The following is a 14970-nucleotide window of genomic DNA, read 5'->3' as shown; positions in this document are numbered from 1 at the left end:
GGGGACACGTGCGAGCGTTGATCGCCGGCCGGTACCGACTGCTCGACCTGGTCGGTCGCGGCGGAATGGGCACCGTGTGGCGGGCCGACGACGAGTTGCTGCACCGGCAGGTCGCCGTCAAGCAGGTCGTCCTGCCCGCCCGGCTCGGCGGTGACGAACTCGACCACCTGCGCGCCCGTACGCTGCGCGAGGCCCGCACCGCCGCCCGGCTCAACCACCCCAACGTGGTCCGCGTCTACGACGTGGTCTCCGACGACGACACGCCGTGGATCGTCATGGAGTACGTGCCCTCCCGCACCCTCCAGGACGTCCTCGACTCCGACGGCCCACTGCCACCGCAGCGCGCCGCCCGCATCGGCCTGGCCCTGCTGGACGCGCTGCGCGCCGCGCACGAGGCCGGGGTCCTGCACCGCGACGTCAAACCCGCCAACGTGCTCCTCGCCCACGACGGCCGGGTCCTGCTGACCGACTTCGGGCTGGCCGTCTTCGACGGCGACGTGGCGATGACCGGCGCCGGCACCATTCTCGGCTCCCCGCAGTACGTCGCCCCCGAACGTGCCGCCGACGGAGTGTCCAGCGCGCCGGCCGACCTCTGGTCGCTCGGCGCCACCCTCTACGCGGCCGTCGAGGGTCGCTCGCCGTACGCCCGCAGCACCGCCATGGCCACCCTCAGCGCGCTGGCCTCCGCGCCACCGGACCCGGCCCGGCACGCCGGTCCGCTCTCGGCGGTGCTGGCCGGGCTGCTGCGCCGCGAGCCCGCGCACCGCGCCGGCCACCCCGAGACCCGCCTCCGACTGCTCGTCGCCGCCGCTGCCGGGGAGACCCCGCCGCAGACCGGCGACGAGACCGCTCCCCTGCCCACCGGCTCCGAGGCGCGCGACGCGCCGGTCGCAGGTCCCGGGACCGTCCCCGGCACCGACCGGAAATCCCCCGACCCGACCTCGCACGACTCCGCGCACCGACGCCTCACCGACGAGCAGCAGAGCGGTGGCGGGGCCGCTCCTGAATCCGAGGAACGAGACGCCGCTCCCGGTGAACGGGACGCCCCGCCACACCTGTCCGACCCACCCGCACGGCGAGCCCGCGCGGACGAACCGGATCGCGACCGCGTCGCCGTGCCTCGGGCCTGGGCACTCGCCGCCGTCGCCGTCCTGGTGGCGATGGCCGCCGGCATCGGCACCGCGCTGACCGTCGTCGGCACCGGCGACGACCACGCCGGCTCCCCGTACGAGGCTGCCGAACCGCCGCCCGGACCGGACCCGTTCGAGGCCGGTGGCCCGGAGCCGGGCGGTCCGCCCCCGCGCGACGGGAGACGCCCGCCGCCGCCGGGCGGGCTCGTACCGCCTCCGCTGCCCTGCGTGCGGCCCTGGGTCGAGGGCGGGCCGATCGACACGGCCGCACCGGTGACCGACGACGAGAAGTTCCGGCCGCCGACCGGCTGGGCCTGGCACACCGACCGCACCGGCTTCCGGGTGGCCGTACCTGCCGAGTGGCGGTACTCCCGCGACGACGACGTGGCCTGCTTCCAGGATCCGGCGACCGGCCGCGCGCTCACCGTCGCCCGGAGCACCGACACCCGCCTCGGGCCGGTGGCGCGACTGCGCGCGGTCCGCGACCGGGAACTGGCCGCCGGCACCCTCCCCGGCTACCAGGAGTTCCGGCTCGGGCGGATGGGCGACGCCACCGCCTGGGAGTTCGGCTGGCTGACCCCGCACGGCGACCGGCTGCGCGCCACCCAGATCGTGCCGGACGAACGGACCCGCGACCGCGTCTGGACGCTCGGCTGGATCACCCACGAGTACGACTGGAAGCCCTCGATCGACCAGTTCGCCACCATCCGCACCAGCTTCCGACCCCGCCGCTGAGCCCCGGACGCGCCGGCACCCGCAGGGTGATCGCGACGGTGCGGTGTCGGCCCGCCCCAGGTGGGGTGGGGTGGCCCGGTGCGGGACGCCGCTAGGCTCGGGGGCGTGGAACGGGAACGGCACGACGACACTGACCGGCTGCGAGTCTCCGACCGGGAGCGGGAGGAGGTCGTCGAAGTGCTCGGCAAGGCGGTGACCGAGGGCCGGATCACCCTCGACGAGTACACCGAGCGGGCCGGCGCCGCACACGCCTCCCAGACGCGTGGTGAGCTGGCCCGGCTGACCACGGACCTGCCCGACGCCCCGGGTCGGACGCTGGGCCGGTCGACCGGTGCGCTCGCTCCGACGCCGGAGAAGCTGATGGCCGTCTTCGGCAACGAGGTCCGCAAGGGGACCTGGACGGCCCCGGAGCTGATCGAGGCGCGGGCCATCTTCGGGGACTGCCGGATCGAGCTGCACGAGGCCGAACTCTCCGCCCGGGTGATCCGGATCGACGCGGACGCGATCTTCGGCAACGTCACGGTCGTCGTGCCGGAGGGCACCGACGTCCGGCTCACCGGCAGCGCGGTCTTCGGCAACAAGAAGTCGAAGCTGACCGGGCCGGTCACCCCCGGTTCCCCGGTGATCGAGGTGACCTGCCGTGCGATCTTCGGCGACGTGACCGTCCGGGCGCCCCGCAAACGCTGGTGGAGCTGATCACCCCTCGCCCTCTGCCGCCCGGACCCGCCGACCCTCCGACCGCTCGGCGAACCGACGTCGCCGCCACCACGAACTCGTGGAACGACTGGACCATGCCCACCCCCTCACCGCTCTAGAACGTCAGGGGGCACACCGATGGTTGGGGTGGTCCGGTCGACGACCGGTCAGCCCGGCGCGGAGACGGGCGAGCCGATGCGGTGCAGCGTGCCCTCCGGGTCGACGTAGGCGAACTCGCGTAGCCCGTAGGGGGTGTCGTGGGGCTCGCCCAGCCGGCCGTCGACACCCGAGACGGCCCAGGCGGCGTGCAGCGCGTCGGCGTCGGAGACGTACAGGTAGAGCGTCGACGCCGTGCGGGTCGGATCGTGCTCGGCCCACTCGGTCAGGTGCCAGGACACCGAGTCCCGCTCGACGAATCCGTAGCGCTCGGGCCCGGGGTGGGACCGCACGGTGAAGCCGAGCCGCCGGTAGCGGTCGAGCGCGGCGTCCAGATCACGCACCGGCACCACCGGAGCGATCCTGTCGAAGGAGACTTCTGCGGGCATGCGGCCACCCTGTCCGAAAGCGCCGACGTGCGGCGACGACCTCCCCGAGACCGTACCTCCGGGCTGTGACAGGTCGGCGGAACGCCGCGTCCCATGGCCGACACAAGCGGTCCGGCGGGCCGTCCGGCGCTGCCATACTCCCTGGTGGTCGGGTCGTTCCTCGGGCAGCGCCGCAGCGATGTCCCTTGTGGATTCTCCCGACGGTCCCCCTGCGGCGTGGCGGAGAACTACAGTGACGTAGTTTTGGCGCTCAAGATCCCTGGGGAGGGCGAGCCGAGATGATGGGTCCGTCGCACGCGCTGTCCGGCGCAGCGGTATGGCTGAGCGGGTCCTGGGCGCTCCAGCACTTCTACGACTACGAGCAGTCGCCGCTGGCGTTGGCCGTCGGCACCGCCGTCTGCGCCGGTGCGGCACTGCTGCCGGACATCGACCTCTCCGGCAAGGTGACCCGCAACCGGGGCGGCGCGACCGTGGCCCGCACCTTCGGCGTCTTCTCGCTGTTCGTCGCCGAGGTGGTGGAGAAGATCTCGCTGGGCGTCTACTACGCCACCAAACTCAGCCGGGACCCGAAACGCAACAACGGCCACCGGACGCTGACCCACACCATCCCGTTCACGGTGCTGGTCGGCTGGGGCACCACCACGCTCTGCGTCCAGTACGGCAAGTGGGCCGTCATCGGCATCCTGTTCTTCATGATCGGTCTGGCGCTGCGGGGCCTGTTCGACAAGTGGGCCGCGCGTGCCGGCTGGGTCATCGTCACGCTGGTCTCGGCCGGCGCCGCCGTGTTCACCGCCGTCAACCTGCCCGGTGATCGCGGGTACCCGATGATCGGCCTCGCGGTCGGGGTGGGTTCGTTCGTACACATCCTCGGCGACATGATCACCCGGGCCGGCGTGCCGATCCTGTGGCCGATTCCGATCAAACGGCGGATGTGGACGCCGATCAGCCTGCCCGACAAGATCGCGATGCGGGCCGGCGGACGGACCGAGACCGTCTTCGTGCGTACCGGGCTCATGGTCGTCTCGACACTGGCCGCGTTGGGCCTGGTCGCCCCGTCGGTGCTGGAGAAGTTCAACCTCGACATCTGATCTCGTCGAGGCCGGGTCGGTAGCCGTCGCTGGGGACGCACCGCCACCAGCCGTCGATCATGGAGTGGTGGCTGAAGGATTGCCCCGACAGGTGGCATTTGTGAGCACCACACGTCCATGATCGGCGGGTAAGCGGGGTGCGGCGGCGGGCGTCCGGGGCTGCGACGTCGGTTCGTCATTGGCTATTGACGTGGCTGTAACACGTGACCTACCTTCTGTCGAACCGCTTAGTCGAAGCGTTTCGACGAGCCCGTGTGGGGAGGTGCCGTGGCCACCATGCAGGACGTGGCGCGCCTCGCCCGGGTCTCGGTCAGCACCGTGTCGTACGTGCTCACCGGCACCCGCCCGATCTCCCAGGCCACCCGGGACAAGGTCCTCGCCGCGATGGCCGCGCTCGACTACCAGCCCAACGCCATGGCCCGTGGACTGGCCAGCCGACGCAGCCGCATCCTCGGCCTGCTGCTGCCGATGGACGAGCGGGGTCTGGGCGCCACCGAGACGGCCTTCGTCACCGGTGCGGCGGCCGCCGCCGGTGCGGCCGGGTACCACCTGGTGCTCTCCCCCATCGGCGTCGGCGACCTCGACGAGTTGCGCCGGCTGGCCAGCCAGCGGATGCTCGACGGCGCGCTGCTGATGGAGGTGCAGCTCCACGATCCGCGGGTCGACGTGTTGCGGGAGGTCGGCGTACCGCTGGTGCTCATCGGTCGCACCGCGGACACCACCGGATTGTCCTACGTGGACATCGACTTCGCGCAGACCGTCCAGGAGGCCGTCGGCCACCTGGTCGACCTCGGGCACCGCCGGATCGTCTACGTCAACCACTCCGCCGAGACCCTGGCCGAGGGGTACGGTCCGGCGCTGCGCACCCGCGACGCGTTCACCGTGGCGATGACCGGACACGGTCTGGAGCCGTTGATGATCCCCGCCGAGGACAGCGCCGCCGGGGGCCGGGCCGCACTGGACACCGCGCTGCGGCAGGCACCCGACCTGACCGCGATCCTGGCGATGAACGAGAGCGCTGTCTTCGGCCTGCTCGGCGAGTTGGCCACCAGGGGTCGGACGGTCCCCGACGACGTCTCGGTCGTCTCGATGGTCACCTCGCCCCAGGTCGCCGAACTGGCCACGCCCGCGCTGACCGCGATGAACTCGCCCGGGTCGGCGGTGGGGCGGATCGCCATCGAGACGCTGCTGCGTCACGTCGACGGCGGTGGCGACGAGATTCGCCAGCAACTGTTGCCGTGCGCGTTGGAGGTCCGCGGATCCAGCGCTCCGCCGCGTACGGCCGGCACGAGTGACACGGGGGCCGGCGGCGACCAGCCGGCTCCGGGCAGTGAAGCAGCCCGCCGTCGCGCTGCCACGCGACGACGGGCTTGAGGAGTACCGGCTCGATACTCACCAGGGAGACTAGCAATGCGACGATTCCGCAGCGTAGCCGTGGCGGCCACGGTGGCCGCGCTCACGGCGACGAGCCTGGCCGCCTGCGGCGGTGACGGGGACGACAGTGGGGCGAACGTCCTCAAACTCTGGCACTACGAGAGCGCCAACAGTGCGATGGGCATCGCCTGGGACCGGGCGATCGAGATCTTCAAAGACGAACACCCCGGGGTCGAGGTGCGCTTCGAGCGCAAGGCGTTCGAGCAGATCCAGCAGAACGCCGGCATGATCATCAACTCGGCCGAGGGCCCCGACATCATGGAGTACAACAAGGGCAACGCCACCGCCGGGTTGCTCTCCTCGCAGGGCCTGCTCACCGACCTGACCGCCGAGGCCACCGAGCGCGGCTGGGACAAGGCGCTGAGCCCCAGCCTGCAGACCACCGCCAGGTACGACAACGGCGTGATGGGCTCGGGCAACTGGTACGGCGTACCCAACTACGGCGAGTACGTGATGGTCTACTACAACAAGGAGCTCTTCACCGAGCACGGCGTCACCGTGCCGACGACGCTGGCCGAGATGACCGCCGCGATGGACACGTTCGTCGCCAAGGGCGTCACGCCGCTGGGCATGTCCGGCGCCGAGTACCCGGCCGGTCAGCTCTTCTACCAGCTCGCGCTCTCCCGCGCGGACCGCACCTTCGTCAACGACTACCAGCTCTACGCCAACCCGGTGGACTTCAAGGCCGACCCGCTCAGGTACGGCGCACAGACCTTCGCCGAGTGGGTCGGCAAGGGCTACATCGCCAAGGACTCGGCCAGCCTCAAGGCCGAGGACATGGGCACCTCGTTCATCTCCGGCAAGGTCCCGATGATCGTCTCCGGTAGCTGGTGGTACGGCCGGTTCAAGAGCGAGATCTCCTACGACTGGGACAGCTTCCTCTTCCCCGGCAACACGATGCACGCCGGCTCCTCCGGCAACCTCTGGGTGGTCCCGGAGACCAGCAAGGCCAAGAACCTGGCGTACGACTTCATCGACATCACCATGCGGCCGGAGATCCAGGCGCTGATCGGCAACAACGGGGGCGTGCCGGTGGCCGGTGACCCGGCCGCGATCAGCGACGAGAAGGACCGCAAGCTGATCGAGAACTTCAACACCATCAGCGGCCAGGACGGCCTGGCCTTCTATCCGGACTGGCCGGTGCCCGGCTACTACGACGTGCTGGTCTCCGGCTTCCAGGGCCTGATCAACCAGTCCAGGTCGCCCGAGCAGGTCCTCGACGCGATCGCCAAGCCCTACCAGGACGGTGTCGCGGAGATCACGCGCGACTGAGCGGCGGCGGGGGCGGGCGTACCCGTCGGCGTCACCACGGTGACGCCCGCCCCACCCTGGAAGGACCTCCCATGGCAGTGCCCGACACCGTCGCCGCCCGCCCGGGGGCGACCCCGTCACCCCCGACGGGCAAGACCCCGCGCCGCCCCCGACGCCCCGACGCCGGCTACTGGCTCTATCTGCTGCCCGGCGCGGTGCTGTTCCTGCTCGTCATCGGCGGCCCGCTGGTCTACACCGGCTACCTCTCCCTGACCAAGTGGTCCGGCGTCGGCGACCCCAGCTTCATCGGCCTGGACAACTACCGCACCCTGCTCACCGACGACGTCTTCTGGACCTCGTTCACGAACACCATCGCGATGATCGTCGCGATGGTGGTGCTGCCCACCCTGATCGGCCTGGTCCTGGCGGCCGTCCTGTTCGACACCATCGGACGTCGCTTCCGCCCGCGTACCGCCGCCGCACTGCGGGCCGCCTTCTATCTGCCGCAGGTGCTGCCGGTCGTGGTGGCCGGCATCGTCTGGGGCTGGATCCTGCGCCCCGACGGCGCGCTCAACGGGCTGCTCGACGCCATCGGGCTCGGCACGCTGAGCCACGACTGGCTCGGTGACCCGGACACCGCCCTGCCGATGGTGATGGCCGTGATGATCTGGGTGCAGCTCGGCTACCCGGTGGTCGTCTTCATGGCGGCGCTGGAACGGGTCAACCCCGAGCTGTACGAGGCGGCGGAGATCGACGGCGCCGGCTGGTGGCGACGGTTCCGCGCGATCACCCTGCCGCAGATCCGGCCGGAGACCTTCGTGGTCGGCCTCACCTGCACCATCGCCGCGATGAAGGTGTTCGGCCCGATCTACGCGCTGACGCGGGGCGGCCCGGAGAACGCCACCAACGTGCCCTCCTACTTCGCCTACTTCACCTTCTTCAAGCGGCTCAACGTCGGCTACGGCTCGGCGATCTCGATGGTGCTGACACTGATCATCGTCGTGGTGGCGGTGCTGTTCATCCGGGCGCAGAACCGTGCCGAACGCCGCGACGGAGGAATCTGATGGCCGTCACGCCCACCCCACCCCGCACCGGCGGCCGTACCCGCCGGGTTCCCGACCGGCACCACCGGGGCGTCACCCGCTGGATCGTGCTGGCCCTGGTCACCGTCGCCGCGCTGGTGATGCTGGTGCCGTTCGCGTTCATGCTGCTCAACGCGTTCAAGTCGCCCGGCGACTACTCGACCAACGGCCCGCTGAGCTGGCCGACCGAGTTCTACACGACCGGGCTGCGCACCTACTGGGAGCAGGTCGACTTCCCGGTCAAACTGTGGAACTCGATCCTCATCTCCGGCTCCGTCGCGGTGCTCGCCGTGGTCGTCTCCCTGCTCAGCGCGTACGCGCTCGGCATCGGCCGGGTCCGGGGCCGGCTCTGGATCATCGGGCTGTTCCTGCTGGCCAACATGCTGCCGCAGGAAGCCCTGATCTATCCGCTGTACCACTTCGCCAAGGAGGCCGGGCTCTACAACACCCGACTGGCGGTGATCATCATCTTCACCGTCATCCAGGCCGCCTTCGGCACGTACCTGCTCGCCTCGGTGCTCAGCACCTTCCCGCGCCCGCTGCTGGAGGCCGCCGCGCTCGACGGGGCCGGCAAGTGGCGGATCCTGTGGCGGGTCGTGCTGCCCAACGTCCGGCCCACCATCTCGGTGCTGCTGGTCTTCTTCTTCATCTGGACCTGGAACGAGTTCCTCATCCCCCTGGTCATGCTGATCGACAACCAGACCCAGACCATTCCGGTCGCGCTCGCCTCGTTGCAGGGCGACCGGCTGATGGACGCCCCCACCACCAACGCCGGCGCGCTGCTCAGTCTCCTCCCGGCGATCCTGTTCTTCCTCGTCTTCCAGCGCACCCTGGCGCGCGGCATCACGGCAGGAGCCGACAAGTGAAGTTCACCGACGGATACTGGCAACTGCGTCCCGGGGTGAGCGTGCTGCGCCCCGGCACGGTCGAGTCGGTGGAGCCGGACGAGCGGTCCTTCACCGTCTTCGCCCCGATCGGCAGGATCACCGGACGCGGCGACACCCTGAACCGCCCGGTGGTCACCGTGCGCTTCTTCTCCCCCGCCCCCGGCGTGGTTGGGGTGACCGTCGGACACCATTCCGGCGGGCTCCCCAGGCAGCCCCGCTTCGCCCTCGCCGACAGCACCGCACACCCGGTGCACGTGGAGGTCACCGGGCTCAGCGCGCGGTTGACCACCGGCGAGATGACCGTGCGGGTGGCGCTGACCGGCCCGTGGCGGGTCGACTTCCTGCGCGGCGACAAGCTGGTCACCTCCTCCACCGAACGCAGCATCGGCGTGGTCACCGACGCCGAGGGCCACAAGTACGTGCACGACCGGCTCTCGCTCGGCGTCGGCGAGACGATCTACGGCCTGGGCGAGCGCTTCGGCGCGTACGTCAAGAACGGCCAGACCGTCGACATCTGGAACGCCGACGGCGGCACCGCCAGCGAGCAGGCGTACAAGAACGTGCCGTTCTATCTCAGCAGCGCCGGGTACGGGGTGTTCGTGGACCACCCCGAACACGTGTCGTTCGAGGTGGGCTCCGAGGTGGTGTCGCAGACCCAGTTCAGCGTGCCGGGGCAGTCCCTGACGTACCACGTGATCGACGGCCCCACCCCGAAGGACGTGCTGCGCCGCTACACCGCGCTGACCGGTCGCCCGGCCCGGGTGCCGCCCTGGTCGTACGGGCTGTGGCTGTCCACCTCGTTCACCACCTCCTACGACGAGAAGACGGTCACCGAGTTCATCGACGGGATGGCCGAGCGGGACCTGCCGCTGTCGGTGTTCCACTTCGACTGCTTCTGGATGCGGCAGTTCCACTGGGTCGACTTCATCTGGGACCCGGCGACCTTCCCCGACCCGGAGGGGATGCTGCGCCGGCTGCACGAACGCGGCCTCAAGGTCTGCGTCTGGATCAACCCGTACATCGCCCAGCGGTCCTACCTCTTCGAGGAGGGCCGACAGGCCGGCTACCTGGTCCGCAACCCGGACGGGTCGGTCTGGCAGTGGGACAAGTGGCAGGCCGGGATGGCGCTGGTCGACTTCACCAACCCGGACGCGGTCCGGTGGTACGCCGACAAGCTGAAGGTGCTGCTGGACATGGGCGTCGACTGCTTCAAGACCGACTTCGGCGAGCGCATCCCGACCGACGTGGTCTGGCACGACGGCGCCGACCCGCAGCGGATGCACAACTACTACTCCCACCTCTACAACAAGGCCGTCTTCGAGCTGTTGACGGCCGAGCGAGGCGAGGGCGAGGCGGTCGTCTTCGCCCGCTCCGCCACGGCGGGCGGTCAGCAGTTCCCGGTGCACTGGGGTGGCGACTGCGAGTCCACCTTCGTGGCGATGGCCGAGTCGCTGCGCGGCGGCCTGTCGCTGGCCGCGTCGGGCTTCGGCTACTGGAGCCACGACATCGGCGGCTTCGAGGGCACGCCCGACCCGGCGGTGTTCAAGCGGTGGATCGCCTTCGGGCTGCTCTCCTCGCACTCGCGGCTGCACGGCTCCGGCTCGTACCGGGTGCCGTGGGCGTACGACGACGAGGCCGTCGACGTGCTGCGCCGGTTCACCCGACTCAAGATGTCGCTGATGCCGTACCTGGCGGCAGCGGCCGACGAGGCGCACCGCGAGGGCGTACCGGTGATGCGGCCGATGATCCTGGAGTTCCCGGACGACCCGACCGCCGCGTACCTGGACCGGCAGTACATGCTCGGCCCGGACCTGCTGGTCGCCCCGGTGATGAGCGCCGACGGTCAGGTCACCTACTACGTGCCGGCCGGCACCTGGACCCACCTGACCAGCGGCGCACAGGTCACCGGCCCGGGCTGGGTCACCGAGAAGCACGGCTTCGACAGCGTCCCGGTGCTGGCCCGGCCCGGCTCGGTCATCCCGTTCGGGACGGTCACCGACCGGCCCGACTACCGCTGGGCGGACGACGTCACCCTGCGCCTGTACGCTCCGGCACCGGGCCAGCGGACCCGGGTACGCGTGCCCGCGCCCGACCGTGGGTCCGGCACGGAGTTCGAGGTGTACCACCGCGACGGGACGGCCACCGCCGAGGTGGTGGCGGGCGACTCGTCGGGGTACCGCTGCGAGGTCACGGAGGTGACGAAGTGAGTGATGTCGTGTTCCCTGAGGGCTTTGTCTGGGGGTCGGCCACGGCCGCGTACCAGATCGAGGGGGCAGCCCGGGTGGACGGCCGTGGACCGTCGATCTGGGACACCTACAGCCACACACCGGGACGCACCCTGAACGGGGACACCGGCGACGTCGCCGCCGACCACTACCACCGGTGGGAGTCCGACCTGGACCACATCGCCGCGCTCGGGCTGGACGCGTACCGCTTCTCCATCGCCTGGCCCCGGGTGCAGCCCGGCGGCTCCGGCCCGGTCAACCAGGCCGGCGTGGACTTCTACTCCCGGCTGGTGGACGGGCTGCTGGAGCGCGGGGTCCAGCCGGTCGCCACGCTCTACCACTGGGACCTGCCGCAGGAGTTGGAGGACGCCGGCGGCTGGCCGGAGCGGGACACCGCGCTGCGCTTCGCCGACTACGCCACGGCGATCGTCGGGGCGCTGGGCGACCGGGTGCACACCTGGACCACGTTCAACGAGCCGTGGTGCTCGGCGTACCTCGGATACGCCTCCGGCGTACACGCGCCGGGACGCACCGAACCGGAGGCGGCGCTGCGCGCCGTACACCACCTGAACCTGGCTCACGGTCTGGCCGGCCGGGTGATCCGCGACCTGGCTCCGGCGGCGCGGCTGTCGGTCACGCTGAACCTGCACGTGATCCGTCCGGCCTCGGATTCGGCGGCCGACGCCGACGCGGTACGCCGCACCGACGCGCTGGCCAACCGGGCCTTCCTCGGCCCGATGCTCGACGGCGCGTACCCGGCCGACCTGCTCGCCGACACGGCGGCGGTCACCGACTGGTCGTTCGTACGCGACGGCGACGAGCGCACCGCGGCCGTCCCGCTCGACGTGCTCGGCGTCAACTACTACTCGACCACCCTGGTCCGCACCTGGGACGGCGTCTCGGCCCGGTCGAGCGCGGACGGCCACGGCCGGTCGGCGCACTCCGCCTGGGTCGGCGCCGACCGGGTCGACTTCCTGCCCCAGCCGGGCCCGTACACGGCGATGGGATGGAACATCGAGCCGGCCGGCCTGACCGAGCTGCTGCTGCGGCTGCACCGCGAGTACCCCGACCTGCCGCTGATGATCACCGAAAACGGCGCCGCCTTCGACGACGTGGTCTCGCCCGACGGCGCGGTGCACGACGACCGCCGCGTCGACTACCTGCGCCGCCACATCGCCGCGACGCACGACGCGATGGCGGCGGGTGTCGACGTGCGGGGCTACTTCGTCTGGTCGCTGCTGGACAACTTCGAGTGGGCGTACGGCTACGACCGCCGCTTCGGGATCATCCGCGTCGACTACGACACCCAGGAACGCCTCTGGAAGGACAGTGCCCACTGGTACCAGCACCTGGCGACGACAGACCGACTGGACCGCCATCCCTAAATGCTCAAATCATTTCGGCATTAGCTGGGGATTATCCTATGATTGAGTCATGCTGTACCGGACGCCGGAGCTGACCCAGGACGACAAACGCGTTCTCGGCGAACTGGAGACGATGCGTGAAGCCCTTCGTTACCAGGTCGCCGAGCCGCGCCGGTGGAGCGGCCAGCTCCGCAGGACCCTGATCGCCCACGCCATCCAGGGGTCGAACTCGATCGAGGGGTATCAAGTCGGCCTCGACGACGCGGTGGCGGCCGTCGCGGGCGAGGAACCGATGGAAACGAGTCCGAACACGTGGGACGTGATCACCGGATACCGCGACGCCCTCACCTACGTGCAGCAGCTCGGACACTCCCGGGAGTTCGCCTGGCAACACATGCTCCTCGACGCGCTGCACTTCATGATGATGCGGCACGACCTCACCAAATGGCCGGGTCGGTACCGGCCCGGTGACATCTACGTCGACGAGGCCCACACCGGACGGCGGGTCTACACCGGCCCTGACCCGGACCACGTTCCCGCTCTGATCTCCGAGTTGATGGCCTGGCTGGCGGACGGGGAGCCGGAGGTCCCGCTGCTCGTGCGCGCATCGATGGCCCACCTCAACCTGGTGAAGATCCATCCGTGGCGGGACGGAAACGGACGGATGTCACGATGTCTGCACACCCTGGTCCTCGCCAGGGACGGCGTGCTGGCTCCGGAGTTCTCGTCGATCGAGGAGTGGCTGGGCGCCGGGCGGAACACCTACGCCTACTACGACGTACTCGCCGAGATCGGCGGCGCGACCTGGCAGCCGGACACCGACACCGGGCCGTGGATCCGGTTCTGCCTCAGCGCCCACCATCAGCAGGCCCAACTGGTTCGGCAACGGATCGACCAGGCCGCCCGCCTGTGGGATCTGCTCGACGGCTGGGCTGGCCGACACGCGCTGCCCGAACGGGTCGTCAGCGCCCTGCAACTGGCGGCCACCGGCGGCCGGGTCCGCCGAACGGTGTACCAACACGACGAGGGCCTCACGGACGACCAGGCCATCCGTGATCTTCGGGCGCTGGTCAAGGTGGGTCTACTCGAACAGCGTGGCCAGACGCGCGGGAGGCACTACGTCGCCTCGACGACGCTCAGGGACTTGGCCGCACCGGCACTACGCCCCAAGGAGATCGTCGACCCGTACCAGCAGTGACCTGTCCCGGCCGACACAGCCAACAGGTCGGTCAGACGCCGACGCGCTGCTCGGGCACGGTCAGGCCGTACAGCGCCATCAATTCGGGGGTGTCCACCCGACTGCCGTCGGCTACCGAGTCGCAGGCGATGTCGACGATCTGGTCCTTGTGCGCCAGCAGGTAGGGCCGGGCACCGACGTCGGCACTGGCCAGGGTGGCGATGCCCGGCCAGTGCCGACGGCCGAACAGCATCGGGTAGCCGCGCAGCCCGTTGTAGGTGGCGCAGACCAGCACGTCGGGAAAGGGCAGCGCGGTGACCCGACGGATCGCCTCGGCGGTCAGCCCGGGCATGTCGACGGGGACCACCACCGCCGCCTCCACCCGGTCGTCGTCGATGCCGGCCAGGCCGGCACGGATGGACGAGCCGACTCCGGTGCCCCACGCCCGGTTGACCACCACCGTGGCGTGGTCCAGGTGCGCGGTGTCACGGACCTGGTCGGCGGCGGCGCCGAGGACGACGACGATCTGCCCGCAGCCCGCCTCCGTCAGCGTGTCGATCATCTGGTCGACCAGGGGTTTGTCACCCTGGTGCAGCAGGGCCTCGGGGCCGCCGATACGACGGCCACCTCCCGCCGCGATGATCATTCCTGCGATCCGGTTCAGAACCGCGCTCCCTCCAGTGTGGGACCGGGTGAGCACCGTGGCGCTGTCCGTCCCGTCCGACGCACATCGTTTGCAACGAGCACGGACGGAGGAGAGTGGCGGGGCAAATAGGATAAATTAGGTAACACGCTCATCCTTCGGTGCGCGTCGGACGTAAGCCGCACCCGCCCTTCCGTCCGCACCCACTCGGCGCGCCCGGGGCGGGCGACCACAGCCGACCACCCGAGAGCACGACCCCGACCGGAATGTGAGCGGACCGGTAGCCGACAGAACTCGTGTCCGCGCGGGCCCGCCCGGCGGCAGGGCGACCAGACCTGGCACAACTCGGCCTTCCCGTCCGACGGGCCGGTCGCTCGCCACGATCCCCCGGTCGTCCACGTCCGCGTTCCCGAACACAGGGACTCGCCGTCACCGGTCGCGACATGGCAGGCTGCGCTAACGGGGTGATTCCCCGGAACGCCCCATCCCTGCCCCCGTCTCGCTCTGGAAAGGACAAGCGTGTCACGCCGCCTCTTTACGTCCGAATCGGTCACGGAAGGCCACCCGGACAAGATCGCTGACCAGATCAGTGACGGTATTCTCGATGCCCTGCTCGCTCAGGATCCGCATAGCCGTGTGGCGGTGGAGACTCTGATCACGACTGGTCAGGTGCATGTGGCGGGTGAGGTGACGACGAAGGCGTATGCCGATAT

The 14970-nt window shown here is 70.4% G+C and carries 13 protein-coding genes; 11 read left to right on the top strand and 2 right to left on the bottom strand.

Going from position 1 to position 14970, the window contains the following annotated elements; genetic code table 11:
* Window positions 1–8: 8 nt before the first annotated feature.
* Both ACFYTT_RS23385 and ACFYTT_RS23380 read left to right on the top strand, forming a co-directional pair.
* The gene (locus tag ACFYTT_RS23385; protein WP_387262173.1) at window positions 9–1865 is read left to right on the top strand and encodes a protein kinase; all 1857 of its coding nucleotides are present in this window, start codon (window positions 9–11) and stop codon (window positions 1863–1865) included.
* A gap of 105 nt (window positions 1866–1970) precedes the next feature.
* On the top strand, window positions 1971–2561 hold the full coding sequence (locus ACFYTT_RS23380) for a DUF1707 domain-containing protein (RefSeq protein ID WP_387262170.1): 591 nt from the start codon (window positions 1971–1973) through the stop codon (window positions 2559–2561).
* Window positions 2562–2728: 167 nt separating this feature from the next.
* On the opposite strand, the gene ACFYTT_RS23375 is transcribed toward ACFYTT_RS23380, so the two are convergent.
* Window positions 2729–3106 carry a bleomycin resistance protein gene (locus tag ACFYTT_RS23375; protein ID WP_387262167.1) on the bottom strand — a complete coding sequence of 126 codons (378 nt, stop codon included), beginning with the start codon at window positions 3104–3106 and terminating at the stop codon, window positions 2729–2731.
* Window positions 3107–3384: 278 nt separating this feature from the next.
* Between ACFYTT_RS23375 and ACFYTT_RS23370 the strand changes: the two genes are divergently transcribed.
* The 8 genes from ACFYTT_RS23370 to ACFYTT_RS23335 all read left to right on the top strand — a co-directional run bounded on the left by ACFYTT_RS23370 (window position 3385) and on the right by ACFYTT_RS23335 (window position 13635).
* Window positions 3385–4194 (top strand): metal-dependent hydrolase, encoded by an 810-nt coding sequence (locus ACFYTT_RS23370; protein WP_387262164.1) that lies wholly within the window; start codon window positions 3385–3387, stop codon window positions 4192–4194.
* A 276-nt stretch (window positions 4195–4470) separates the two neighbouring features.
* A complete protein-coding gene (locus ACFYTT_RS23365; protein WP_387262473.1) occupies window positions 4471–5568 on the top strand; it encodes a LacI family DNA-binding transcriptional regulator in 1098 nt (365 codons plus the stop codon).
* Between the two features lie 36 nt (window positions 5569–5604).
* Window positions 5605–6900 carry an ABC transporter substrate-binding protein gene (locus tag ACFYTT_RS23360; RefSeq protein ID WP_387262161.1) on the top strand — a complete coding sequence of 432 codons (1296 nt, stop codon included), beginning with the start codon at window positions 5605–5607 and terminating at the stop codon, window positions 6898–6900.
* A 71-nt stretch (window positions 6901–6971) separates the two neighbouring features.
* On the top strand, window positions 6972–7943 hold the full coding sequence (locus tag ACFYTT_RS23355; RefSeq protein WP_387262158.1) for a carbohydrate ABC transporter permease: 972 nt from the start codon (window positions 6972–6974) through the stop codon (window positions 7941–7943).
* Window positions 7943–8827 (top strand): carbohydrate ABC transporter permease, encoded by an 885-nt coding sequence (locus ACFYTT_RS23350; protein WP_387262155.1) that lies wholly within the window; start codon window positions 7943–7945, stop codon window positions 8825–8827. Before ACFYTT_RS23355 ends, ACFYTT_RS23350 begins: the two co-directional genes overlap by 1 nt.
* Window positions 8824–11055, top strand: coding sequence for an alpha-xylosidase (yicI, locus tag ACFYTT_RS23345; RefSeq protein ID WP_387262152.1), 2232 nt, complete (start codon window positions 8824–8826; stop codon window positions 11053–11055). Before ACFYTT_RS23350 ends, yicI begins: the two co-directional genes overlap by 4 nt.
* Window positions 11052–12458, top strand: a complete 1407-nt coding sequence (locus ACFYTT_RS23340) for a GH1 family beta-glucosidase (protein ID WP_387262149.1) — start codon at window positions 11052–11054, stop codon at window positions 12456–12458. The genes yicI and ACFYTT_RS23340 overlap by 4 nt, the downstream gene beginning before the upstream one ends.
* Before the next feature lie 49 nt (window positions 12459–12507).
* Complete coding sequence (locus ACFYTT_RS23335; protein WP_176094571.1) at window positions 12508–13635, top strand: Fic family protein; 1128 nt, start codon at window positions 12508–12510, stop codon at window positions 13633–13635.
* A 31-nt stretch (window positions 13636–13666) separates the two neighbouring features.
* Here ACFYTT_RS23335 and ACFYTT_RS23330 read toward each other — a convergent pair whose 3' ends face one another.
* A complete protein-coding gene (locus ACFYTT_RS23330; RefSeq protein ID WP_131053206.1) occupies window positions 13667–14260 on the bottom strand; it encodes an NTP transferase domain-containing protein in 594 nt (197 codons plus the stop codon).
* 516 nt (window positions 14261–14776) lie between these two features.
* Between ACFYTT_RS23330 and ACFYTT_RS23325 the strand changes: the two genes are divergently transcribed.
* A partial coding sequence (locus tag ACFYTT_RS23325; RefSeq protein WP_387262145.1) for an S-adenosylmethionine synthetase N-terminal domain-containing protein occupies window positions 14777–14970 on the top strand: 194 nt, incomplete at its 3' end.

The sequence above is a fragment of the Micromonospora sp. NPDC003816 genome (assembly GCF_042874705.1).
GTDB lineage: Bacteria > Actinomycetota > Actinomycetes > Mycobacteriales > Micromonosporaceae > Micromonospora.
The sequence above is the reverse complement of the archived record's forward strand: the minus strand, read 5'-3'. Positions and strand labels throughout refer to the sequence as shown.